17 protein-coding genes are annotated in these 23228 nt (G+C 71.2%); 10 read left to right on the forward strand and 7 right to left on the reverse strand.

The annotated features are described in order from the left end of the window. Positions 1 to 41 precede the first annotated feature (41 nt). Together BWI15_RS27240 and BWI15_RS27245 are read left to right on the forward strand one after the other, a co-directional pair. Positions 42 to 599: a GNAT family N-acetyltransferase gene (locus BWI15_RS27240; RefSeq protein WP_077017415.1), complete on the forward strand. Its 558-nt coding sequence runs from the start codon at positions 42 to 44 to the stop codon at positions 597 to 599. Between the two features lie 57 nt (positions 600 to 656). After that, positions 657 to 1949, forward strand: coding sequence for a peptidase C39 family protein (locus BWI15_RS27245; protein WP_077017416.1), 1293 nt, complete (start codon positions 657 to 659; stop codon positions 1947 to 1949). A 75-nt stretch (positions 1950 to 2024) separates the two neighbouring features. Here the strand turns inward: BWI15_RS27245 and BWI15_RS27250 are convergent, their stop codons facing one another. After that, on the reverse strand, positions 2025 to 3704 hold the full coding sequence (locus BWI15_RS27250; RefSeq protein WP_077017417.1) for a DUF2207 family protein: 1680 nt from the start codon (positions 3702 to 3704) through the stop codon (positions 2025 to 2027). A 236-nt stretch (positions 3705 to 3940) separates the two neighbouring features. On the opposite strand from BWI15_RS27250, the gene BWI15_RS27255 reads away from it, so the two are divergent. The 3 genes from BWI15_RS27255 (at position 3941) to BWI15_RS40490 (ending at position 8622) form a co-directional block, all read left to right on the forward strand. Further along, positions 3941 to 5365, forward strand: a complete 1425-nt coding sequence (locus tag BWI15_RS27255) for a neutral zinc metallopeptidase (RefSeq protein WP_237771483.1) — start codon at positions 3941 to 3943, stop codon at positions 5363 to 5365. A 116-nt stretch (positions 5366 to 5481) separates the two neighbouring features. Continuing rightward, entirely contained in the window at positions 5482 to 6606 is a 1125-nt protein-coding gene (locus BWI15_RS27260) for a neutral zinc metallopeptidase (protein WP_168197384.1), read from the forward strand. A gap of 9 nt (positions 6607 to 6615) precedes the next feature. Next, on the forward strand, positions 6616 to 8622 hold the full coding sequence (locus tag BWI15_RS40490; RefSeq protein ID WP_143465877.1) for a neutral zinc metallopeptidase: 2007 nt from the start codon (positions 6616 to 6618) through the stop codon (positions 8620 to 8622). A gap of 63 nt (positions 8623 to 8685) precedes the next feature. Here BWI15_RS40490 and BWI15_RS27270 read toward each other — a convergent pair whose 3' ends face one another. Beyond that, positions 8686 to 10371, reverse strand: a complete 1686-nt coding sequence (locus BWI15_RS27270) for a DUF2207 domain-containing protein (RefSeq protein WP_077017420.1) — start codon at positions 10369 to 10371, stop codon at positions 8686 to 8688. A 79-nt stretch (positions 10372 to 10450) separates the two neighbouring features. On the opposite strand from BWI15_RS27270, the gene BWI15_RS27275 reads away from it, so the two are divergent. From BWI15_RS27275 to BWI15_RS27285, 3 genes are read left to right on the forward strand one after another with little or no spacing between them, the layout of a single operon-like run. Beyond that, positions 10451 to 11629, forward strand: coding sequence for a neutral zinc metallopeptidase (locus tag BWI15_RS27275; RefSeq protein WP_077017421.1), 1179 nt, complete (start codon positions 10451 to 10453; stop codon positions 11627 to 11629). A gap of 59 nt (positions 11630 to 11688) precedes the next feature. Beyond that, positions 11689 to 15615, forward strand: a complete 3927-nt coding sequence (locus tag BWI15_RS27280) for a Pls/PosA family non-ribosomal peptide synthetase (RefSeq protein ID WP_077017422.1) — start codon at positions 11689 to 11691, stop codon at positions 15613 to 15615. Then, on the forward strand, positions 15615 to 16976 hold the full coding sequence (locus tag BWI15_RS27285) for a M1 family metallopeptidase (RefSeq protein WP_077017423.1): 1362 nt from the start codon (positions 15615 to 15617) through the stop codon (positions 16974 to 16976). The genes BWI15_RS27280 and BWI15_RS27285 overlap by 1 nt, the downstream gene beginning before the upstream one ends. A gap of 25 nt (positions 16977 to 17001) precedes the next feature. Here the strand turns inward: BWI15_RS27285 and BWI15_RS27290 are convergent, their stop codons facing one another. Further along, positions 17002 to 17883 (reverse strand): LysR family transcriptional regulator, encoded by an 882-nt coding sequence (locus tag BWI15_RS27290; RefSeq protein ID WP_077017424.1) that lies wholly within the window; start codon positions 17881 to 17883, stop codon positions 17002 to 17004. Positions 17884 to 17950: 67 nt separating this feature from the next. Here BWI15_RS27290 and BWI15_RS27295 point away from each other — a divergent pair, with 67 nt between their 5' ends. Beyond that, positions 17951 to 18946 carry a nitrilase family protein gene (locus tag BWI15_RS27295; RefSeq protein ID WP_237771484.1) on the forward strand — a complete coding sequence of 332 codons (996 nt, stop codon included), beginning with the start codon at positions 17951 to 17953 and terminating at the stop codon, positions 18944 to 18946. Here BWI15_RS27295 and ispF read toward each other — a convergent pair. Genes ispF through BWI15_RS27310 form a run of 3 tightly spaced genes read right to left on the reverse strand, consistent with a single transcriptional unit; the run spans position 18943 to position 20647 of the window. Further along, a complete protein-coding gene (gene ispF, locus BWI15_RS27300) occupies positions 18943 to 19410 on the reverse strand; it encodes a 2-C-methyl-D-erythritol 2,4-cyclodiphosphate synthase (RefSeq protein WP_077017425.1) in 468 nt (155 codons plus the stop codon). The two genes, BWI15_RS27295 and ispF, sit on opposite strands and share 4 nt — an antisense overlap. Further along, the gene (gene ispD / locus BWI15_RS27305) at positions 19407 to 20102 is read right to left on the reverse strand and encodes a 2-C-methyl-D-erythritol 4-phosphate cytidylyltransferase (RefSeq protein WP_077017426.1); all 696 of its coding nucleotides are present in this window, start codon (positions 20100 to 20102) and stop codon (positions 19407 to 19409) included. Before ispD ends, ispF begins: the two co-directional genes overlap by 4 nt. 59 nt (positions 20103 to 20161) lie before the next feature. After that, a complete protein-coding gene (locus tag BWI15_RS27310) occupies positions 20162 to 20647 on the reverse strand; it encodes a CarD family transcriptional regulator (protein WP_077017427.1) in 486 nt (161 codons plus the stop codon). A gap of 251 nt (positions 20648 to 20898) precedes the next feature. Between BWI15_RS27310 and BWI15_RS27315 the strand changes: the two genes are divergently transcribed. Then, a complete protein-coding gene (locus BWI15_RS27315) occupies positions 20899 to 21456 on the forward strand; it encodes a hypothetical protein (RefSeq protein ID WP_077017428.1) in 558 nt (185 codons plus the stop codon). 687 nt (positions 21457 to 22143) lie between these two features. Here BWI15_RS27315 and BWI15_RS27320 read toward each other — a convergent pair. Next, positions 22144 to 23175: an iron-siderophore ABC transporter substrate-binding protein gene (locus tag BWI15_RS27320; protein ID WP_077017429.1), complete on the reverse strand. Its 1032-nt coding sequence runs from the start codon at positions 23173 to 23175 to the stop codon at positions 22144 to 22146. Positions 23176 to 23228: the final 53 nt, after the last annotated feature.

Consider the following 23228-nt stretch of genomic DNA (forward strand, 5'->3'; position numbering starts at 1 on the left):
TCCGGTGAAATCCGGTTGCGGCCGTTTCTAGGGTGGAAACGATGACTGACTACCTGCCGATCCGGACCGACCGGCTGACCCTGCGCCGGTACCGCGAGACCGACTTCGACGACCTGCTGAAGCTGCAGTCCAACGACGACGTCACCCGCTTCCTGCTGTACGACCCGAAGACTCCGGAGGAGGTCCGGGAGACGCTGGCCAAGCGGCTGGCCGACGTCACCATGGACGCCGAGGGCCAGGCGCTGACGCTGGCCGTCGAGCTGACCGAGACCGGGCAGCACCTCGGCGAGGTCACCCTGTTCGTGCACTCCGTCGAGCAGCGGACCGGCGAGATCGGCTACGTCTTCCACCCCGAGTCCGGCGGTCACGGCTACGCCGCCGAGGCGTCGGTCGAACTGCTCCGGCTCGGCTTCGAGCACTTCGGCATGCACCGGGTGATCGCGCGGCTGGACGCCCGCAACACCGGCTCGGTGAAGCTGCTCGAGCGGCTCGGGATGCGGCGCGAGGCGCACTTCGTCCGCAACGAGTTCCTCAAGGGCGAGTGGGTCGACGAACTGGTCTACGCGATGCTCGCCGACGAGTGGGCCGCCAAGAACTAACTTGCGCGACACGTAAGCCGTTACGAATTCACGGCGGGTGCCCTATCGTCGGAAGGTATGAAACCCGCCACCCGCAGTACCGCCACGCTGCTGGTCACCGTCCTGCTCGGCAGCCTCGCAGTCACGCCGTCCGACGCCGCGCACGCTCCGTCCGCGCGCGACATCGGCTATCACGAGTGGACCTCGTCGCTCGACTTCCTGGCCGGCCGGAACGAGGGCACGGCGGTCGACGAGGGCGCCCTGGTCTTCGGCGACCCCACCGGCACCACGTCGTACGTCGATCCGTTCGGCGACGGAACGGCGAAGACCTACGAGCAGGCCACCTGGGAGTCGCCGGAGGTGCGGCCCGGGTTCGCCCTGACCGAGCTGATCGCCTCCTGGAACGCCGCCACTCCGGCCGGGACCTGGATCGAGGTGTCGATGTCCGGCCGGTCCGACCTGGGCACCGGCACGAAGTGGTACGTGCTCGGCCGGTGGAGCGACAGCGACGACACCACGGCCGGGTCGATCCACCGGACCAGCGTGCCGAACCAGGAGGACACCGTCGGCGACGTCGCGGTCGACACCTTCGTGGCCAACGACGGGCGCTCGCTGGACAGCTGGAAGCTCAAGGTGACGCTCTACCGCCAGGCGGGCAGTGACCAGATCCCGGTGGTCCGGTCCGTCGGGGCGATGGCCTCCCGGCTGCCCGACGACAAGACCGTGCCGGTCAGCCCGAACGGCGGCGCGTGGGGCCAGGTGCTCGACGTACCGACGTACTCGCAGGAGACGCACATCGGGCATTACCCGCAGTGGGACAACGGCGGCGAGGCCTGGTGCTCGGCGACCTCGACGGCGATGGTGCTCGACTACTGGCAGGCCGGACCGAGCCGGGAGGAGACCTCCTGGGTCGATCCGACCGACGCTGATCCGCAGGTCGATCACGCCGCCCGGATGGTCTTCGACTACGCCTACGACGGCGCGGGCAACTGGCCGTTCAACACCGCGTACGCCGGGACGCGGCAGCTGGACGCGTTCGTAACCCGGTTGCGCTCGCTGACCGAGGCGGAACAGTTCATCAAGGCGGGCATCCCGCTGGTCGCCTCGCTGTCGTTCAAGAAGAACGAGCTGCCCGGCGCGGGCTACGGCACCAACGGGCACCTGATGGTGATCGTCGGCTTCGACTCCAACGGCAACGTGGTGGTCAACGACCCGGCCTCGCACCTGATCCCCAGCAACGACCAGGTCCGGACGACGTACGACCGCAAGGCCTTCGAGAACGCTTGGATCCCGCACTCGGGCGGACTGGTGTACGTGATCCACCCGAGCTCGCAGCCGCTGCCCCCGGCTGTTGCCCAGAGCAACTGGTAACTGCCGGGGCTGTCGCGGGACCGGCGACGAGCTGCCGCCATTCGGCCAGCTCGTCGTCGGTGTGCCGCGCCCGGCTCAGCGGGTGAACAGGGCGCCGGTGAGGTTGGTGGTGAGGTTGCGCAGCGAGTCCGGCAGGTGCTGCAGGTGCCAGCCGCGGGGACCGCGGTACCAGGGGAAGCCCTCGTCCTCGGCGTCGTCGACGTCGGTCGCGACGAGGGCGTCGATCCAGCGCTCGGAACCGCCCAGGACGACGGCGTAAGGGAGGGCTCGGGAGCAAAGCTCGACGTGCTGGTCGCTGGGCAGCTCGCTGACGTCCATCTCCAGCAGCTCGCCGCGGATCGCGGCGACCTGACCGAGCACGCGCCCGGCGGCCGGAGCCTTGGCGGGCATGTGCCGGCCGATCACCAGCAGGCCGACCCCGACGGCGGTGACGGCGATGCCGAGCAGGCCCCAGGTGGTGAACAGAGCGAGCAGGACGATCAGCACCACGCCGAGCACGGTGACGCCGAGGCCGATCGTGGTCCACAACGAGCGGGTGCGGTCCGGGCGCTCGGAGAACCAGCCGCGCTTCACCACCCCGTCGTACAGGGCGTCCTGGACCAGGCCGAGGTTCGCCCGGACCTGCGGGCCGAGCTCGGAGACCAGGACGGTGTCGTTGTCGCCGAAGATCGCGCGGACGAGCACGTTCTCGTAGCGCTGCAGTTCCTCGGACGGCGCGTTCGCGACCCGCTGGAGCTGCCAGTCCGGGCGGGCGAACTCCGAGCTGTGCTCCAGCTCGGTGATGGTCAGGTGGCCGCGGACCGCCAGGTCGATGATCGTCGCGGTCACGTCGACCGGGTCGATCCGCTCGTCGATCAGCGTGCCGACCTCGCCGGGACGCAGGTCGGCCGGCGGAGTGAAGTCGATCCGGGTGTCCTGCCCGAGGCTGAACAACGACGCCGGTACGACGCGGCTCGGGTCGACCTGGTCGCGGCCGCGCAGCCGGTACAGGGCGATCAGCGCGCCGGCGCCGAGCAGCAGCACGAGCAGAGCGGTGATCAGCTGGGCGGTGTCGGTGGAGAAGGCCCGCTGGAAAGTCTTGCGGTACTCGACGATCGAGTTCGCCGCGATCTCGCCCTCGGGGAAGCCGATGGCCATCCGGACCGTGTTGCCCGGCGGCAGCCCCTGCTGGCGGAACGTCGGTCCGGCGGTCTCGCCGAGCTGGGCCAGCGTGCAGGGGTGGTTGCTGTCGACCGCGCCGGCGACGCAGGAGACGTGCGAGACCTCGGGGGTGCTGAAGACGACGTTCGCGTCCTGCACGGTGTAGGACAGGCCGGTCAGCGGGGCGAACCGCACCTCGGTGCCGTTCAGCGTGCTCGCGACCGCGCCGCGCACGGTGTAGGTGAAGTCCAGCTGCGCGTCGCCGGTGACGTCCTCGACCGCGATCGAGGTGACGTCACCCTCGGTGCTCTGCTCGGCCTTCTTCGTCTCGCCGCCGGCCTTGACCTGCAGGTCCTCGATCTTCTGCACGTGGTCGACGTCGTCGGGCAGGTGGTCGCGGGTGAGCAGGAACCGGGTGAAGGTCCCGGTCACGTTGCTCAGCTTCCACGTCTCGGACACCTTGAGCGCACCGTCGCGGTCCACCCTGATCTCACTGTCGTAGTTGGTCACCACCGGGTCGGCGGCACCACTCAGACCGGACGCGCCGGCCGAGGCACCGGTGACGACCAGGATTCCGAGAGCGCACAGGGATACCCCGAGCAGACGTAGACGCATCGCCCAATCACACCGTATCGAGAGGGTCAGGATTTGTTCGGTCCCCTGCGGTACGACGTGCAGCGGCCGCTTGCAGGGGGCACCTTACCGTGACTCATGCCGCGCGCAACGATCCCGCCGGACGGACCCGAAGGCGGCGGCCGTGCGGGCTGAGCCCGGGCTCGGATAGCGTCTGCCGATGCGTGGCTGCGCCCCGAGCCGCGCAGGTGTCCGCCGGTGGGGCAGTGGGAGAACGCGTGTCGGACAACCAGTGGGGGCCACCGGGCCAGTACCCGCAGCAGCCACCGCAAGCCCCGTACCAGCCGCCCACGCCGTACCAGCCGGGCCAGCCGCCGTACGGACCGCCGAGCGGACAGCCCCAGTACGGCGGTCAGCCGCCGGCCGGCGGTCAGCCCCAGTACGGCGGTCAGCCGCCGGCCGGGCAGCCGCCATACGGAGGTCAGCCGCCCTACGGCGGGCAGGTGCCGCCTCCGGGACCGCTGGCGCCGCAGCCTTGGCAGCCGCAGCCCGGGCAGCCCGGCTACAGCTCGCAGCCACCCATGCAGCAGCTCCCCCACGGGCTCGGCTGGGGCGCTCCGCCACCCGGCGGGCCGCACGGACCAGGCGGTCCGTACTACCCGCAGGGACCGCAAGGCCCCCGGAAGAAGAAGAGCAAGGCGATCTGGTTCGTCGCCCCGCTGATCGTCGTCGGCGTCGCCCTGCTCGGTCTGCGGGTCGTCAGCTCCGCGCTCAACGACAGCGGACCGGACGACTACTCCAGCCCGTCCGTCCCCACCGCGACGACCAGCTCGTCCGCCGACCCCTCCGCCGAGCCGAGCGTCGGGGCATCGCCCGACACCCCCACCGCGGCCCCGACCACTCGCCCGCCGGCGCCCCAGCCGACGGTGACCAAGCCGACCGCGCCGCGGACCACCAATCCGCCGGTCCGGCGTGGCCCGACCGACTACGAGATGGTCAGCCGGAACCGGATCTACGCGTCCGGCACGATGCCGTCGGTCGGCTGCCGGGAGAGCAGCGCCCGGCCGTCGAGTGCGGCCGGCGCCCGGGCCAACTACGCGCAGCTGCGGGCCTGCCTGAACCGCAGCTGGACGGGGATGATCCAGCGCTCCGGCGCGACCTTCCGCCCGCCGACGGTGCTCACCTTCACCGGGGTGGTGCAGTCGCCGTGCGGCTCGATGAGCGACACCGGCCCGCCGTTCTACTGCACCACCAACGAGACCATCTACATGAACCTGCGCGAGGACGTCGGCAACTACAACCGGTATCCGCAGTCGTACCAGAAGGTCTGGGCACGGATGTGGATGCTGCACCAGTTCGCGCACGAGTACGGCCACCACGTCCAGAGCCTGACCGGCATCCTGCGCGCCAACCACAACATGCGCTACGAGGCGCCGACCCGGGCCGCGGAGCTGGAGATGACCCGGCGGCTGGAGCTGCAGGCCTCCTGCTTCAGCGACGTGTTCATCGGCGCCAACCGGCGGACCTACCCGGTCACCGGCCAGGCGCAGACCCAGTGGCGGTGGCTGATCGGCCACGTCACCGACCACGCCAACGACCACGGTGACGCCCCGAACCACGCGTACTGGGCCCTGCGCGGCTACAACAGCCGTAATCCGGCCGCCTGCAACACCTTCACCGCACCCTCGGCCCGCGTACGCTAGCGGGCCGGGCCCGTGGTCCCGGATGATCAGCTTGCCGTGGGCAGACGTGGACGGGTGCCGGTGGATAGCCTGGTCGTCCGGATCACCGCCCTGTGTGTCCCGGGGGGATGAGGAACGTGTCGAAGCAGGACTGGAGCGCACCACCAGGAGCACCACCGCCGGGTCCGGCGCCCGACGGCTCGATACCGCTCTATGCCAGTTACCCGCTGCCTGGTACGCCGGGCGGCGGGCCGCCGTTGCCGCAGGTGGGCTGGGGGCCCGAGTTCGAGGCCGGCGGCCACATCCGGCACGGCGGACCGCAGCGCAAGCGCCCGAGCGGTCTGCTGGCCGGACTGATGCTGCTCTGTGGGGTCGGCGTGCTTGTGGTGATCGCTGCTGTCGCACTGCGCGGCACCAGCGAGCCGACAGTCGCGCCGTCGTTACGGCCGGGGGCCGAGGCGACCAGCGCGGCGCCGGGGACCGGCGACGGCTCGGCCGGAACCCCCAGGGCTCCTCAGTCGTCGCAGGACAGTGCAGCGATCGTGCAGACCGACGGGTTCTACCGCAGCGGGGTGCAGAAGACGGTGAACTGCCGGGAGCCGCAGCTCGCGCTCAGCACGGCCGGAGCCGTACGGAGCTACTACACCAACCTGATCGGCTGCCTGAACCGCGCCTGGACACCACTGGTCCGCGCCGGCCAGGACCAGTACGCCGCGCCGCGGGTGCTGTTCTGGGCCGGAACCGTGCAGTCGCCGTGCACGAGCTCGGCGCCGACTTCGTTCTACTGCTCGGCGAACCGGACGCTCTACCTGAAGTTCGAGGACGACATCAAACTGTGGACCCGCGCCTCGGACGAGCCGAACCGGTCCTTCTCCCGGATGTGGGCCACCTACACCGCCGGCCACGAGTTCGGCCACCACATCCAGCAGCTGACCGGGATCCTACCGGCCGCGACGCGGCTGGAGTACGACGCGCCGGACCGGGCCACGCGGCTCGAGGTGAGCCGGCGGATCGAGTTGCAGGCATCCTGTCTCGGGGCTGCTTTCATGGGGGCCAACAAGACGTCGTACGGGATCACCGGGCTCGACCTGACCATCTACCGGCGTTACGTGGAGGCTCAGACCGGGGATGAGAACAACCGTGGTGGCCCGCGGGACCACGGAGCGCGGAGCAGTCACCAGTACTGGGCCGCGCGGGGCTTCAACACTGTCAACAGCGCCAGCTGCAACACGTTCACGGCTTCGGCCAGCAAGGTCTCGTGAGGAGTATCGATGTCGGACAACTGGAATCCACCCCCTGGGCGGGAGCCGTCGGAGCCGGAGGGCGACCAGCCCACCGGCAACCCTGGCACGCCGCCGAGGGATGGCCAGTCGCCCCGCTGGTGGACCGAGTCCACCGACAAGCCGGAGGAGTACCTGAAGCCGGACTCCCCGCAGCACCCCGCCCCGCCACCGGCCCGGCCCCCAGCGGCGCCGCAGTGGTACACGCCTGGGCTGGGTGACCAGCCGTCCGCTGGTGAGCAGGCGAGCAACCCCGGGTGGAACCTCCCCGGGTCCAGCCAGCCGACCGCCCCGCGCGGGCAGCACTCGGCGCCGCCGCCCACTTCTCCTCGCCCCGGTAACGCCGGTACGCCCGGCACGGGGACAAGCGGCTACCGCTCGCACACCGGCATGGGCGCGACCGCGGCCGGAGCCGCCGGCGGCCCGCAGGCCGCTGGTACCCCCACGTCCGGACCCGCCGGCGGCACGCCCGGGACCGGAGCCGCAGGCGGCCTGTCCGGCACGGGCGCGGCGGGCGGCACGCCTGCGTCCGGGTCCGGCGCGGCAGGCGGCATGTCGGGCACAGGCGCGGCAGGCGGCACGCCTGCTTCCGGGTCCGGCGCGGCAGGCGGCATGTCGGGCACAGGCGCTGCGGGCGGCACGCCTGCGTCCGGCCCAGGCGGAATCCCCGCCTCCGGAGCAGGCGTCACCCCGACCTCCGGAACAGGCGGCACCCCGACGTCCGGCGCTCAGGGCGGCCCGTACACCAATGGACCTGCTACCGGCGGCGCACCCTCGACCGGCGCAGGGCAGGGCGGCTTCACCGGCTCCTGGCCCACCGCCTCGACCGGCCCGGTGCCGCCTCCGCCCACCGGCGGTTGGCCTGGTCCGACGACCGGCCCGCAGCAGCCGCAGAATCCGTGGTCGGCGGCAACGACCGGTGGCGGCGGCTGGCAGCAGGGTGGTGGACCGAACGGCCCGCAGGGCGGCCAGCCGAACTGGCAGTACCCGCCGATCCCGATCCCGAAGCCGCCGGGCCCGGGACGCCGCCGCAAGCCGCGGCAGCTGTCCAAGGGTCTGCTGATCATGCTCGTCGCGCTGGCCGTGCTCGTGGTCGGCTCCGGCGTGACGGTCCTGCTGAACATGAACGGTGACGACCCGACCACGCCGGTCGCCGTCGACACCCCGTCCGAGACTCCTTCGGAGACGCCGTCCGGGACTCCCTCGGCCACCCCGTCGCCGACACCGACGCCCACCCCGAAGCCGACGCCCAAGCCGAAGCCCAAGCCGCGGCAGCCCACGCCGTACGAGACGGTGGCGAAGAACAAGATCTACTCGGTCGGGGTCCTGCAGCCGACCAAGTGCGTCGAGCCGCCGTACCGGCCGACCACGTTCGCCGCGACCAAGGCGTACTACCAGCGGCTGCTGCCGTGCCTGAACCGCACCTGGTGGCTGGCGCTGAAGAAGTCCGGCCAGCCGTTCCGGGCGCCGAACCTGATCGTCTACGCCAACCAGGTGAAGACCCCGTGCGGCACCGAGCGCGGCACCCGCGGCTTCTACTGCGGCGCGAACGAGGCGATCTACATGCCGTTCAACGTCGACTACAACAACTACAAGATCAACCCGACCTACACCCGGGCCTGGATGCTGAACACGTTCGCGCACGAGTACGGTCACCACATCCAGCAGCTGACCGGCATCTTCCGCGCCAGCTTCGCCCGCCAGGCGACGATGGCCGACCCGAACCTGCGGCTGCTGGAGTCGCGCCGGCGCGAGCTGCAGGCGGCCTGCTTCGGTTCGGCCTACCTGGGCACCAACGCGCCCTTCATCCCGATGCGCGGCGAGCTGCTGAACAACTGGAAGTTCGCGGTCGCGAACGCCGGTGACGAGTTCAGCCGGCCGAGGGTCCGCGACCACGGCTCGAAGGTGAACCACAACCGCTGGTCGATCCGGGGCTTCAACTACAAGAACCCGGTCTTCTGCAACACCTTCAGCACCAACCCGCAGTACACCAGCTGACCCCTGGTACGACGAAGCCCCGGGATCCCCGCACAGCGTGGGATCCCGGGGCTTTCGCGTGGCTCAGAACAGCCGGCGCGCCGCCGTCAGCGTGCCCCCGAACGTGGTGACGAAGTTGGTCAGCGACTCCCCGATGTCGGACAGGTGCCAGTTCTCCGGCCCGGAGTACCAGCCGATCCCGGCGTCCGGGTCGTCGTCGTCATCGGTCGCGGCGATCTCCAGCGCCCACTTCTCGGTCAGGCCGAGCACAGCGGCGTACGGCAGGCACCGCGAGGCGAACTCCAGCCGGTGGCTCTGCGGCAGGCTCGCGGAGGTCTCGTCGGCCAGGTAGCGCTGCAGACCACTCACCCGGCCCAGTACGGCGGCACCGCGCGCCGTCCGGGCCGGTGCGACCTGTCCGGCCAGCGCCAGCGCCACACCGGCGAGGATGACGGCCAGCCCGACCAGTCCGAACTTGGTGACGACGGCCAGCACGATCGTCAGCACCGCACCGGCACCGACCAGGACCAGCCCGGCCGTGGTCCACCGGTTCCGTACGGCGTCCGGCCGGGTGGCGAACCACCCCTGCGTGACGACGTCGGCGTACAGCTGCTCGCGGACCAGGTTGAGCCGGGGCCGCAGCGCCGGGCCCAGCGCCGACACCAGTACGGTGTCGCCGTCGGCGAAGACCGCGTCGAGCAGGGCCTTCTCGTACGGCAGCAGCTCGGGTCCGCCCGGGTTGAGCCGGACCAGCTGCCAGTCGAGGCGGCCGAACTGCGACTCCCGCGGCAGCTCGACGATCGTCAGGTAGTTGCGAACGGCAAGGTCCAGCAGCGTCGCCGTGATGTCGACGACGTCGGCCGACTCGTCCACGACCGTGCCGACCTGGCCGGGGCGGATCCCGTCCGGCGCGGCGAACTGCGGCCCGTCCGTGCCGTCCAGCACCGGACGCTCGGGAGCGCCTTCACCGGTGCGGCCGGCGTCGCGTCCCTTGAAGAACCACAGCGCCGCCGCTCCCAGGACGCCCAGGCCGAGCAGCAACGCGCTCAGCCCGATCGTGGAAGCGTCCGCGGTGAACGCGTGGTGCAGCGACCAGCGGGTCTTGAACTCCGCGTTCGGCTGGACCGTCGCCTGACCGCTCAGCCCGGTGAGGAAGGTCACCCGGCCACCGGCCGGCACCTGCAGCTGCTCGATCTGGATGTCGGCCGACTCACCCAGCTGGAACGACGTGCACGGCATGCTCGAGCCGAGCCGGCCGGCGAAACAGGTCAGCCAGGTGGCGAACGGGACGTTGACCGTGACGCTCGCCTTCGGGATCGCCGTACCGAAGCCCTGGAGCACCGGCCAGCTGACCTCGCGGCCCTCGGTGGAGTCGGCCACGACGTTGTCCACGTCGTAGCTGTAGACGATCTTGGCCTGGCCGGACACCTGCACCGACAACTGGCGGCCGTTGTCGACCTCGGTGTCGGTGAAGCCGGGCGCCGGCTGGCCGTTCACCGTCGCGGAGACGTTGCGGACGTCGTACACGCGGTCGTCGTCGGCGTTGGACCGGACCCGGGTGGCCAGCGTGCGGCTGAACGTACCGGCACCGGCCGTGACGTCGACGGTCTCCTTGACCTTGAGCACTCCGTCGCCGGTCAGCGTCGCCTCGGCGGCGTACCCGGTGATCCGGTCGTCGGCGGCCTGAGCCGGTCCGGCGCCCAGAGCAACGAAGGGGATCGACAGGGCGGCCAGCAGGGCTGCCGGAAGGAGGCGGCGCTTCAGTGACATGGGGTGAGAGTAGTCTCGGGGCGGTTCGCCCAGCGAACTCGCGACGACCTGCCACCGGCACAGAAGGGGCCTGCGACCAGTGAGCAACCCGTACGGCTACGACCGCCCCCAGGACCGTCCGCAGGGGTATCGCCCGCTGGCGCCGCCGCCTGGCGTGCTGCCGCCGCCCCAGCCGGGCCAGTGGCAGCCGGGACCGCCGCAGCAGTACCCGCCGCAGTACCAGCAGCCGTACCCCCAGCCGGGTCCGTACCAGCAGGGCCAGTTCCAGCAGGGCCAGTTTCAGCAGGGGCCGTACCAGCAGCCCGGCCAGTGGCCGCCGCCGTACGGCGGCCCGAACCACTTCAACGGCTTCCAGCCCCAGAAGCGCCGCTCCGGCGCGGCCAAGTTCATCCTGGTCGGCTTTTTCGCACTGGCCTTCGTCGGCATCACCCTGGCGGTCGTCGGCGCGGCGCTGACCGGCCGCAGCGGACCGCTGACGGGCCCCGAGATCAGCGGACCGTCGATCGTCCCGACGGCGACCACCCAGCCGGACAAGGGCACCGCCGAGGACTACCTGGTCAACAGCCCGCTCTACCAGGCCGGCGGCCTCGGCGACGTGGACTGCCCGGCCGAGAAGCTCGGCGACGGCAGCCTGACCGCGCAGAAGGTGTACTACGAGAAGCTCTTCAAGTGCCTGAACGACGCCTGGCGCCCGGCCCTGAGCAAGATCGGGGTGAACAAGCCCGATCCCGGCCTGGTGGTGTTCGACAAGCCGGTGAACACGCCGTGCGGTTCGTTCAAGCCGCTGTCCGGCCGGGTGCTGGCCTTCTACTGCTACGGCAACCAGGTGATGTACACCGACGTGCTGCAGATGAACAAGGCGTTCGGCCCGAAGGAGGACCTCGCCTACCTGCTGACGATCGCGCACGAGTACGGCCACCACATCCAGGGCGTCACCGAGCTGTTCTACGCCCGGGCCTACTACCTGCAGGACCACCCGTCGCAGAAGCTGGAGAGCTCCCGCCGCAACGAGGTGCAGGCCTCCTGCCTGGGTGGGGTGTTCAGCCGGGCGGTGGAGAAGAGCTATCCGTTCAGCAAGCGGATGAAGGAGTTCGAGTACCAGGCCAGTAACAGCTTCGGCGAGTCCGAGGACACTCCGGCCACCGAACGCACGCACGGACTGGCCAGCACCCAGGGCTTCTGGATCATGAACGGCTACAACGTCGGCGAGACCAAGGCCTGCAACACGTTCGCGGCGCCGGCCAACCTGGTGAAGTAGGGCGTCCACGTCGCGGCGCGTTCGCCTGCGGTTCAACCCTTCCGCGTATCATCCGGCCCGTGACGTTGCGACGGGGGGACAGTGCGCCACCCGAGCGCACGCTGGTGGACATCCTGCACGAGACGGCGGCGAAGTATCCCGACGATCCCGCGCTCGACGACTCGCACGTCAGTCTCAGCTACCGCGAACTGCTCGACCAGGTCGGGCGGTTCGCGCGGCGGCTGACCGATCTCGGCATCGGCCCGGGCGACCGGGTCGGCGTGCGGATCTCGTCCGGCCACAACGACCTGTACGTCGCGATCCTCGGCACCCTGCAGGCCGGAGCGGCGTACGTGCCGGTCGACGCGGACGATCCGCAGGAGCGCGCCGAACTCGTCTTCGGCGAGGCGGCGGTCGCCGCGATCGTCACCGACGGGCTGGAGATCACCAGCAAGCGTCCGGGCGGCCCGGACGAGGACGGCTACTACGACTTCCCGTACTCCGCGCGGATGGACTCACCGGATCCGGTCGAGGACAGCTCACCCGCCGGTACGCCGAGAACTGACGGACCGGAGCCGGACGACGACGCGTGGATCATCTTCACCTCCGGCTCGACCGGCGTACCGAAGGGTGTCGCGGTGACGCACCGGTCGGCGGCCGCGTTCGTCGACGCCGAGGCGCGGATGTTCCTGCAGCAGGAGCCGATCGGGCCCGACGACCGGGTGCTGGCCGGACTGTCGGTCGCGTTCGACGCGTCCTGCGAGGAGATGTGGCTGGCCTGGCGGCACGGCGCCTGCCTGGTGCCCGCGCCGCGGTCGCTGGTCCGCAGCGGCATGGACCTCGGCCCGTGGCTGGTTGCCCAGGGCATCACGGTCGTCTCGACCGTGCCGACACTCGCCGCGCTCTGGCCGGCCGACGCGCTGGACGCCGTCCGGCTGCTGATCTTCGGTGGCGAGGCGTGCCCGCCGGAGCTGGCCGAGCGGCTCGCGATCGACGGCCGGGAGGTGTGGAACACCTACGGCCCGACCGAGGCCACCGTCGTCGCCTGCGGGGCGCAGCTGACCGGCACCGGCCCGGTCCGGATCGGCCTGCCGCTGGACGGCTGGGACCTCGCCGTGGTCGATGCTCAGGGCAACGAAGTCGCCGAGGGAGAGATCGGCGAGCTGATCATCGGCGGCGTCGGGCTGGCGCGCTATCTCGATCCGGCCAAGGACGCGGAGAAGTTCGCGCCGATGCCGTCGCTGGGCTGGGAGCGCGCCTACCGCAGTGGGGACCTGGTCCGCCGGGACGAGGCCGGGCTGCTGTTCCAGGGCCGCGCCGACGAGCAGATCAAGCTCGGCGGCCGGCGGATCGAGCTGGGCGAGGTGGACGCCGCACTGCAGGCCCTGCCCGGAGTGTCGGGCGCTGCGGCCGCCGTACGGACCAGTGCCGGAGGCAATCAGCTGCTGGTCGGCTACCTCGTCCCGGAGGACCCGGAAGCCTTTGACCAGAAAGCCGCGACCGAGCGGCTGCGGGAAGCCCTCCCCGCCGCACTGGTCCCACTGATCGCACTGACCGACACTCTGCCCACCCGGACGTCCGGCAAGGTCGACCGCGACGCACTCCCCTGGCCCCTGCCAGGTATGGACAGCGAGGGCCCGGCCGCCGTTCTCGACGGTACGGCGGGCTGGCTGGCGGAGCGCTGGACGGCCGTGCTCGGCGCCACCGTGACCGGAACCGACAACGACTTCTTCCTGCACGGAGGCGGCAGCCTCGCCGCGGCCCAGCTGGTCTCGGCCCTGCGGGAGCGCTATCCCGAGATCACCGTCGCGGACATCTACGAGTATCCGCGCCTCGGCGCGCTCGCCGACCGGCTCGACTCGTCCACCACCACGTCCGAGCCGGTGGAGGTCCGCGAGATCCGGCCCACCCCGCCGGGCACGCAACTGCTGCAGACGGCGTTGACGCTGATCCTGCAGACCGTGGTCGGCGTGCGCTGGCTGGTCTACCTGTTCACGCTGAACAACCTGCTCGCCCTGACGGCCGGTGACCACCCCTGGATGCGGACAGTGTCCTGGTGGTGGATCCTGGTCGGCTGGCTGCTGCTGATCACCCCGGCCGGCCGGATGGGCATCGCCGTGGTCGGCGCTCGGCTGTTGCTGCGCGGCCTGAAACCCGGCGTCTACCCACGCGGCGGCAACGTGCACGTCCGGCTCTGGGCCGCGGAGAACCTCGCCGACGCGGCCGGCGCCGCCAACCTGGCCGGCGCACCCTGGATCGCGTACTACGCCCGCGCGCTCGGCGCGAAGGTCGGCCGCGGCGTCGACCTGCACACGCTGCCGCCGGTGACCGGCTTCCTGACGATGGGCCGCGGCGCCTCGATCGAGCCCGAGGTCGACCTGTCCGGCTACTGGATCGACGGCGACCGGCTGCACGTCGGTGCGGTCAGCGTCGGCGCCGAGGCGGTGATCGGATCGCGCAGCATGCTGCTGCCCGGCGCGGAGATCGGCCGCGGCGCCGAGATCGCCGCCGGTTCGGCCGTGTCCGGCAAGGTCCCGCCGAACGAGCGCTGGTCCGGCTCCCCCGCCAGCCGGGTCGGCCGTGCCCGTCGCCCGTGGCCCGAGGAACGTCCGGCCCGCGCGCCCTGGTGGGTCCTCGCGTACGGCGCTGCGTCGGCGCTGATGTCGTTGCTCCCGGTCGCCGCGGCGGCGGCTGCGATCGCCGTACTGGGCCGCTACGTCCAGGGCACCGGGTCGCTCGGAGACGCCGCGCTGAAGGCACTCGCCGCCGTTCCGTTGATGACGCTGGTCGGCTTCGTGACGCTGGCCTTACTGACGCTGATCGGGGTCCGGCTGCTCGGGCTCGGCATCAAGCCCGGGCACTACCCGGTGCGCAGCCGGATCGGCTGGCAGGTGTGGGCCACCGAGCGGCTGCTCGACTCGGCCCGGACGTTGCTGTTCCCGCTCTACGCGAGCCTGCTGACGCCGTGGTGGCTGCGGGCGCTCGGCGCGAAGATCGGCCGGGACGTCGAGGCGTCGACCGTGCTGCTGCTGCCGAAGATGACGACCGTCGGGGACGGCGCGTTCCTGGCCGACGACACGATGATCGCGTCGTACGAGCTGGGCGGCGGCTGGTTGCACGTGGCCGGGGCGAAGGTCGGCAAACGGGCCTTCCTGGGCAACTCCGGGATGACCGCGCCGGGCCGCTCGGTGCCGAAGAACGGCCTGGTCGCGGTGCTGTCCGCGGCGCCGAAGAAGTCGAAGGCCGGGACGTCGTGGCTCGGCAGCCCGCCGGTCAAGCTGCGCCGCCAGGCCGTCGCGGGCGACCAGAGCCGGACCTTCGACCCGCCGTACCGGTTGAAGGTGGCGCGGGCGCTGGTCGAGCTGTGCCGGTTCGTCCCGATGATGTGCACGGTGGTGATCGCGCTCGGGGTGCTGTTCGGCCTGCAGGCGCTCGACCTGTGGCTCGGGCCGTGGCTGACCGTGCTGCTGTCCGGCGCGGTGATCCTGGCCGCGGGCGCGGTCGCGGGCGGCATGGCGACGGTGGCCAAATGGGTGATCGCCGGCCGGACCCGCGCGGTGGAGTACCCGCTGTGGAGCTCGTTCGTCTGGCGCAACGAGGTCGTGGACAACTTCGTCGAGCTGGTCGCCGCGCCGTGGTTCGCCAACGCCGCCGCCGGTACGCCGGTGCTCGCGCTGTGGCTGCGCACGCTCGGCGCCAAGATCGGCAAGGGCGTGTGGTGCGAGACGTACTGGCTGCCCGAGGCCGATCTGATCACGCTCGGCGACGGCGCCACGGTGAATCGCGGGTGCGTGCTCCAGACGCACTTGTTCCATGACAGGGTGATGTCCATGAGCACCGTCACCTTCGGCCCGGGATCGACGCTGGGGCCGCACGGCATCGTGCTGCCGGCCGCGTCGGTCGGCGCGGGCGCGACCGTCGGCCCGGTCTCGCTGGTGATGCGGGGTGAGAGCGTGCCCGCCGGGACCCGCTGGGCCGGCAACCCGATCGCACCCTGGCAGGGTTGATGGTTGCCGGCAGCAAGGGCCGGGCAGAGCAGGGCGCTGACACCGCGGGCGATCCATACGTGCCCTCGCACGGCAACGGCGGCTACCGCGTCGAGTCCTACGAGCTCGACCTCGACTACCGGGTCAGCAGCAACCGGCTGACCGGCAAGGCGACCATCACGGCCGTCGCGACGCACCCGCTGTCCCGGCTCAGCCTGGACCTGGTCGGACTGCGCGTGGCCAAGGTGTCGGTCAACGGCCGGCGGGCCGCGCGGTACGCGCACCGCGACGGCAAGCTGCACATCTGGCCGGCCGCCGATCTGATGGACGGCGCCGAGTTCGTCGTCGACATCCAGTACGCCGGCAATCCCGCGCCCACCGACAGCCCGTGGGGCGAGCTGGGCTGGGAGGAGCTGACCGAGGGCGTCATCGTGGCCAGCCAGCCGAGCGGCGCCGCGACCTGGTTCCCGTGCAACGACCACCCCGGCGACAAGGCGCACTACCGGATCACCGTCACGACGGACTCGCCGTACCACGTGGTCGCGAACGGGCGGCTCGTGTCACGCCGGACCAAGGCCAGCCGGACCAGCTGGGTCTACGACCAGGCCGCACCGATGGCGACGTACCTGGCGACCATCCAGATCGGCCGGTACGACGTACTGGAGCTGGCGCCGTCGCCCGTGCCGCAGCGGGCGGTGCTGCCGCACGCACTGATTCGGGACTTCCGGACGGACTTCGGCCGGCAGCAGGACATGGTCGACACGTTCTGCAGACTCTTCGGGCCGTACCCGTTCACGGCGTACACGGTGGTGGTGACCGACGATGCGCTGGAGATCCCGCTGGAGGCTCAGGGCATCTCGGTGTTCGGCAGCAACCACCTGGACGGCCGGCGCGGGTCGGAGCGGCTGGTGGCACACGAGCTGGCGCACCAGTGGTTCGGTAACAGCCTGACTCCGGCGACCTGGCAGCACATCTGGCTGAACGAGGGCTTCGCTTGCTACGCCGAGTGGCTGTGGTCGGAGGAGTCCGGCGGGCTGTCGGCCAACCAGCAGGTCTCGAAGGCGCACAGCCGGTTGGCGGGACTCGAGCAGGACCTGGTGCTGTCGGACCCCGGGCCGGAGTTGATGTTCGACGACCGGCTGTACAAGCGGGGTGCGATCACCCTGCACGTGTTGCGCCAACTGCTTGGCGACGGCACCTTCTTCGACCTGCTGCGGACGTGGACGAGGACGTATCGGCACGGGTCGGTGACCACCGAGGACTTCATCGCTCTGGCGACCTCGGTGGCGGCGGATGCCGACGCGGTCCGGCAGCTCTTCGCGGAGTGGCTGGACGCGCCGGAGCTGCCTGCTCTGCCGCGCTCGTCGCGGCGCCGACGGTGATCTCGCGCGGCTGAGGGCGGCGGCCCTAGGTCCGGGCCGCGGCGACCGCTGCGGCGACGAAGCGGTCCAGCAAGACCGAACGCTCCACCGACGCCACGCCGATCCACCACGACGCCGCCTTGCCCCGCAGCGGCATCAGCTCGACGCTGCCGGGCGCGATCGCCGCAGCAGTCGCCGGTACGACGGCCGCGCCGACTCCCGCCGCGACCAGCGCCAGGACGGTCTGCAGGTCGCGGGCCTCCTGCAACACTCGCGGGCGGCACCGGAGTTCGTCGTACAGGCGGGTGATCTGGTCGGTGAGGCCGGGACCACGCTCCGGCCTGAGACGCACCAGCGGCCGGCCGTCGAGCCAGCTGGCGACCTGCGCCGACGTCGCCCTCTCGCCCGGCCGATCGACGCCAGCAGGCAGGGCGAGGGCGAGGTGGTCCTGCCGCAGGCGGCGATGGGTGATCCCGGCCGGGACGGGCAGCCGGACGAAGCCGACCTGCAGCGTGCCGGCCAGCAGCCGCTCGTACTGGACCGCTGACGACATGTCGTCCAGTGACACCGTGACGCCGGGATAGCGGCTCCGGAACAACGCGACCGCCTGCGGGGCCAGCTCGATGCCGGACAGCCCGAAGCCGATCGAGAGCGTGCCCTCCTCGCCCGCCGCGACCGAACCGGCGCGCCGTTCGAAGGCCTCCGCCCGGGCGATCAGGTCGAGGGCGTCGGGCAACAACGCCTCCCCCGCGGACGTCAGCCGGGCGCCCTGCCGGCCGCGAACGAACAGCGTCGCGCCGACGCGGCGTTCGAGCAGCTGCAGCTGCTTGGTGACAGCGGGCTGGCTGGTCGACAGCTCCAGGGCGGCGGCACTCACGTTGCCGGTGCGCGCCACGGTGGCGAACGTCCGGAGCAGCCGCAGTTCCATAACCACAGGATATGGACAACCCTGTGGATATCATTGGACGGCATGCTCGGCGAAGCGGAATCCTGGTGTGGACAACCCTGAGGAGACGCCGATGCTGCGCTGTGCCGTAGTCCAGTTCGAGGCCGTTCCGGACGATCCGGGCGCCAACTTGTCCACAGTCCGTCGCCTGGCCGAGCAGGCTGTCCGCGACGGCGCACAACTGGTCGTTTTCCCGGAGATGTGCGTGCTCGGCTACTGGCACCTGCGCCGGCAGACGCCAGAGCGGCTGCACGCGTTGGCCGAGCCGCGCAGCGGGCCGTCCGTGACGGCCGTCAGCGCGCTGGCCCGCGAACTCGGCGCCGGGATCGGGGTCGGCTTCCTCGAAGTGGACGGCGACCGGCTGTTCAACGCGTACGCCGTCTGCCTGCCCGACGGCACCGTGCACGTGCACCGCAAGCTGCACGCCTTCGAGCACGAGGCGATCTCCAGCGGCGACGCGTTCACCGTGTTCGACACGCCCTGGCAGGTGAAGGTCGGGATCCTGATCTGCTGGGACAACAACCTGGTGGAGAACGTCCGCGCCACCGCGTTGCTCGGAGCAACGGTGCTGGTCGCGCCGCACCAGACCGGCGGCACGAACTCGGTCAGCCCGTACGGGATGAAGCCGATCCCGCCCGAAATCTGGGCGAACCGGGACACCGATCCCGACGCGGTCCGGGCGGCGTTCGACGGCCCGAGCGGCCGCGGCTGGCTGATGCGCTGGCTACCGGCGCGGGCCCACGACAACGGTCTGTTCGTGCTGTTCAGCAACGGCGTCGGCCGAGACGACGACGAGGTCCGCACCGGCAACGCGATGGTGATCGACCCGTACGGGCGCATCGTCGCCGAGACGCCGGTGCCAGGCGAGGCGGTGGTGGTCGCCGATCTCGACCTGGACCTGGTCCCGAGCTCGACCGGGCGACGCTGGCTGCGCGGCCGGCGCCCGGAGCTCTACGGCCTGCTGACCGAACGGCAGGGCAACGAACTGAATCCCCGCGAGGTCCGCTTCGGCGTCCGACCGGCCGAGGGGACGGGCGACGTCTAGAAGATGATGGCGGTGGCGATGGCGGCGATGCCCTCGCCGCGGCCGGTCAGGCCGAGGCCGTCGGTGGTGGTCGCGCTGACCGAGACCTCCGCGTCGCAGGCCGCGCTCATCGCCTTCTCGGCCTCTTCCCGGCGGGCGGCGAAGCGCGGCCGGTTGCAGATCACCTGGACCGCGACGTTGCCGATCTCGTAGCCGGCCGCCCGGACCCTGCGCGCGGCCTCGGCCATCAGCGCGGCGCCGGACGCCCCGGCCCACTCGGGCTCCGACGTACCGAAGTTGGAGCCGAGGTCGCCGATCCGGGCCGCGGACAACAAAGCGTCACAGACGGCGTGCGCGGCCACGTCACCGTCGGAGTGCCCGGACGGCCCGGAGGTTTCCTCGGGCCAGTACAGGCCCGCCAGCCACATCTCGCGCCCCGGCTCGACCGGGTGGACGTCGATGCCCGTACCAACGCGTGGTCTCACTGCCCTCGCCTCTCCGCAAGGATCCACTCGGCCAGCAACAGATCCCGTGGCCGGGTCACCTTGAACGCGTCCTCGGACCCTTCGACGGTCTGCACGGTGACCCCGAGCCGCTCGCACAGCATCGCGTCATCGGTCGCCCCGGCACCGTCGAGCGAGTGGGCCCTGCGCAACAGTTCCGGATCGAAGCCCTGCGGTGTCTGGACGGCGACCAGCGCCGACCGGTCCGGCGTCTCGAGCACCTCACCACCAGGGCCGATCCGTTTGATCGTGTCGGTCACCGGAATCACCGGCACCACCGCCGGCGAGCCGGCCCGCACCGCGGCGACAACCCGCTCGATCACCGCGACCGGGACGAACGACCGGGCCGCGTCGTGCACCAGCACGCAGTCGATCCCGTCGAGCGGGACCAGGTCGAGCGCGGCCCGGACCGAATCGGTGCGCTCGGCACCGCCGGCGACGATCCGCAGCTCGGCGTCCCCGACGTACGGGTCGAGCTGTTTGGCGACCACGTCCTCGGTCCCGGCGGGGACCGCGATCACAAAGCACGAGAGGCCGGCGGCGGTCGCTGCGGACAGTCCACGCACCGCGTGGACCAGCAGCGATTCGCCACCGACCTCTCGTAACGCCTTCGGTGCCTCACCACCGAGCCGTAGCCCGAGACCGGCCGCCGGGATGATTGCCGCGGTGCTCATCGTGAGCCCGCGCAGAGCGGTTCGGTCACGGGTGACGGATCGGTTCTGACCTGGAGGGGTCAGGAAGCGAGGACCTCGTCGAGGATGGCTTCCGCCTTGTCCTCGTTGGTGTGCTCGGCCAGGGCCAGCTCGGAGACGAGGATCTGACGAGCCTTCGCCAGCATCCGCTTCTCACCCGCCGACAGACCGCGGTCACGCTCACGGCGCCACAGGTCGCGCACGACCTCCGCCACCTTCATCACGTCACCGGAGTGCAACTTCTCCAGGTTCGCCTTGTAACGTCGCGACCAGTTGGTCGGCTCCTCCGTGTGCGGCGCCCGCAACACGTCGAAGACGCGCTCCAGACCGGCCTGATCCACGACGTCACGCACGCCGACGAGATCGAGGTTGCACGCGGGGACCCGGACGACCAGGTCGTTCTGAGCGACGATCCTCAAGACCAGATAGGCCTTGTCCTCACCTTTGATCTTGCGGGTCTCGATGTCCTCGATGACGGCCGCACCGTGATTGGGGTAAACAACCGTCTCGCCGACTGTGAAAGTCATATGTCACGTGCCCCTTTCCAAGACCAATACTACCACGCAGTCGCTGGTGCGGCCGGGGCGTTTGCGCTGGTCAGAGGCCCATTCCCGCCTTGACAAACGCTGTCCGGCATGCCTCGCGCGCGGAGTTTGGTTGCCCCGGACACCCCCGGAAGGTGGAGCCGCCGTCCGGTCGCGGCGGCTCGGTCGCTACGCTTTGCTGCGCCGGAGGCCGCAGCCTGACGGCGTCCACAGCTTGTAGGAGAGGGATCCCAGTGCCCATCACGTTGCCCCCGTCGGCCGTGCGCCGCGCCGCCGCGGCCGGCGCCACCGTCACGCTCAGCCTCGCACTGGCGGCCTGCGGTGCGAACTTCAACGCACAGACCTCGAAGCCCTACCAGCCCGCCGAGGGCACCAACGTGACCTCGGGCTCGATCGCGGTCCGCAACCTGCTGGTGCTGGCCGGCGAGGACGGGGCCGGTGAGCTGCACGCCGCGATCGTCAACACGGGCCGCACCGACGACACCCTGACCGGCATCACGTCCGAGCCGGCCGCCGCGCCCCGGGGCGACGGCGCCGAGCCGACCGCCCCGCCGGCCACCGTCACGGTCGGCAACGTCCGCCCGATGACGCTGAGCCCCGGCGCGTCGCTGACCCTGCCGCCGGCCAGCGGCAAGCCGTTCACCGTCACCGGCGGCAAGCCTGGCGGGATGATCACGCTGACCATCACGTTCGCCAAGGCCGCCCCGGTCACCGCGCACGTCCCGGTGCTCACCACCGACCACTACTCGCCGACCCCGCGGGACGACGCTCCCGAGGGAAGCCACGGCTGACCTCACCCCGCAGCACGCCTTCGGCTCGGTAGCACCGCGCATCCGGTTCGGCAGCACCACGCATCCGGCTCCCCGGCACGCACTCGGTTCGCCAGCCCCGCCCATCCGGCTCCCCCCAGCACCACGCATTCGGTTCGCCAGCCCCGCGCATTTGGTGGGTGAACCCACCAGTTGGCCCCTTGGCCCACCGAATTCCGGTGGGCCAAGGGGCCATTTGCTGGGTCCACCCACGAAACGCCCGCGGGTGCGCGCTGCTGCGACTCGACGGCGGCGCGCGAGGAGGCGGCCTGCTCGGTCGCGAGGCTCCGACGCGTACGCCGCCAGTTCGGCCGCCAGGGCGGCCGCCAGGGCGTGCGCCTGGCAGCGCGCGAGCCGCCTGGAGGCACGAGCAGGGCCGCCCCGGCGCGGGACGGCCCTGCTCCTGGTCCGGCGGTCCAGTGGCCGAGGACGCCGTACGACGGCCCCGCCCGGGCGGCGGATCGGTCGCCGGGCGCCGGGCGGGACCTGGTTCCGGCGGGCCGGGCCATGGTCCGGCCGGCCCGCACGGAGCTCGGGTGGGCGGCTCGCGCCGCCCGAGTTTCACCAGGCGGCTCGCACACCGCCTGGATTCCAGCTCACGGCTCACGCCGCAGGAGTCACCTCACGGCTCGCACCGCAGATGTCAGCCCCCGGCTCCCGCCGCAGGTGTCAGTTCGCGGCCGCGGCGGCCTTCGCCAGGCCCGGCACGATCTTGTCCAGCACCCACGGGACCGACAGCACGCTGACCGCGCTCATCCCGGAGATCACCTGCTGGTCCTCCAGTACGTACGCGCTGCCCTTCTTCACCGACGGCAGCGCCGCGTATACCGGATCGGCGGCGAACTTCGCCGCGGTCAGCCCGTCGACGTACGCGACCACCACGTCGGCGTCGATCTCGGCGACCTTCTCCTTGCTGATCGTGAGCGCGAACTCCTTCTTCGTGTTCGTCTCCTCCAGCTTCTGTACGCCGGGCGCGTTCACGAAGCCCATCTCGTTCAGGATCTGCACCCGCGGGTCACCCGGCATGTAGACGTAGTTCTCGGTCCCGAACGACGCGACGGTGATCGTCTTGCCCTTGAACTCCGGGTGCTCGGACGCGACCTTCGCGACCCGGTCCTTGATCCCCGTGATCAGCGCGTCGGCCTCGGCGGACTTGCCCAGCGCCTTGCCGATCAGCGTGGTCTGGTCCTGCCAGGTCGTCTGCCAGGGCGCACCCGGGTAGGCGACGGTCGGCGCGATACCCGACAGCGTCTTGTAGACCGTCTCGTCGAACCCCTCGTACGGCGCCAGGATGACGTCCGGGGCGAGCTTCGCGATCGCCTCGTACGGGTACTTGTCGGTCGCGTCGAGCAGCGTGGTCTTGGCCGGGTCGAACTTGTCGGCGTCCCAGGCGGTGACGCCGTCCTTGGTCGGGCCGTAGGTCACCTTCGGCATCCCGACCGGCGTCTCGCCCAGCGCGTAGACCACGTCCTGGGCGTTCCAGCCGAGCGTGACGATGCGCTCGGGCTTCTTGGTGATGGTGGTCTCGCCGAAGACGTTCTTCAGCGTGACCGGGAAGCCCGCGCCGGCGTCGCCGGACGGCTCGGCCTGCTGGTCGGCGTCGCTGCCGCACGCGGCCAGCGTGGTGGCGACCAGCAGCGCGGCGAGCGCGAGCACCGCGGGACGGGCCCGGCGCAGGCGGGGACGACGGGACCAGGACATGGCGGATCTCCTCAGCAGACGATTATCGACTAAGGCGAGCCTAAGCTAACCCA

Source organism: Kribbella sp. ALI-6-A (assembly GCF_001984195.1).
GTDB lineage: Bacteria > Actinomycetota > Actinomycetes > Propionibacteriales > Kribbellaceae > Kribbella.

Excerpts from the sequence above, each read along its gene's own strand:
- ispD (WP_077017426.1), bottom strand. The coding sequence starts at position 20,102 with ATGAGCACCGCGGCAATCATCCCGGCGGCCGGTCTCGGGCTACGGCTC.
- BWI15_RS40490 (WP_143465877.1), top strand. The coding sequence starts at position 6,616 with ATGTCGGACAACTGGAATCCACCCCCTGGGCGGGAGCCGTCGGAGCCG.
- BWI15_RS27245 (WP_077017416.1), top strand. The coding sequence starts at position 657 with ATGAAACCCGCCACCCGCAGTACCGCCACGCTGCTGGTCACCGTCCTG.
- BWI15_RS27250 (WP_077017417.1), bottom strand. The coding sequence starts at position 3,704 with ATGCGTCTACGTCTGCTCGGGGTATCCCTGTGCGCTCTCGGAATCCTG.
- BWI15_RS27290 (WP_077017424.1), bottom strand. The coding sequence starts at position 17,883 with ATGGAACTGCGGCTGCTCCGGACGTTCGCCACCGTGGCGCGCACCGGC.
- BWI15_RS27240 (WP_077017415.1), top strand. The coding sequence starts at position 42 with ATGACTGACTACCTGCCGATCCGGACCGACCGGCTGACCCTGCGCCGG.
- BWI15_RS27270 (WP_077017420.1), bottom strand. The coding sequence starts at position 10,371 with ATGTCACTGAAGCGCCGCCTCCTTCCGGCAGCCCTGCTGGCCGCCCTG.
- BWI15_RS27320 (WP_077017429.1), bottom strand. The coding sequence starts at position 23,175 with ATGTCCTGGTCCCGTCGTCCCCGCCTGCGCCGGGCCCGTCCCGCGGTG.
- BWI15_RS27285 (WP_077017423.1), top strand. The coding sequence starts at position 15,615 with ATGGTTGCCGGCAGCAAGGGCCGGGCAGAGCAGGGCGCTGACACCGCG.
- BWI15_RS27310 (WP_077017427.1), bottom strand. The coding sequence starts at position 20,647 with ATGACTTTCACAGTCGGCGAGACGGTTGTTTACCCCAATCACGGTGCG.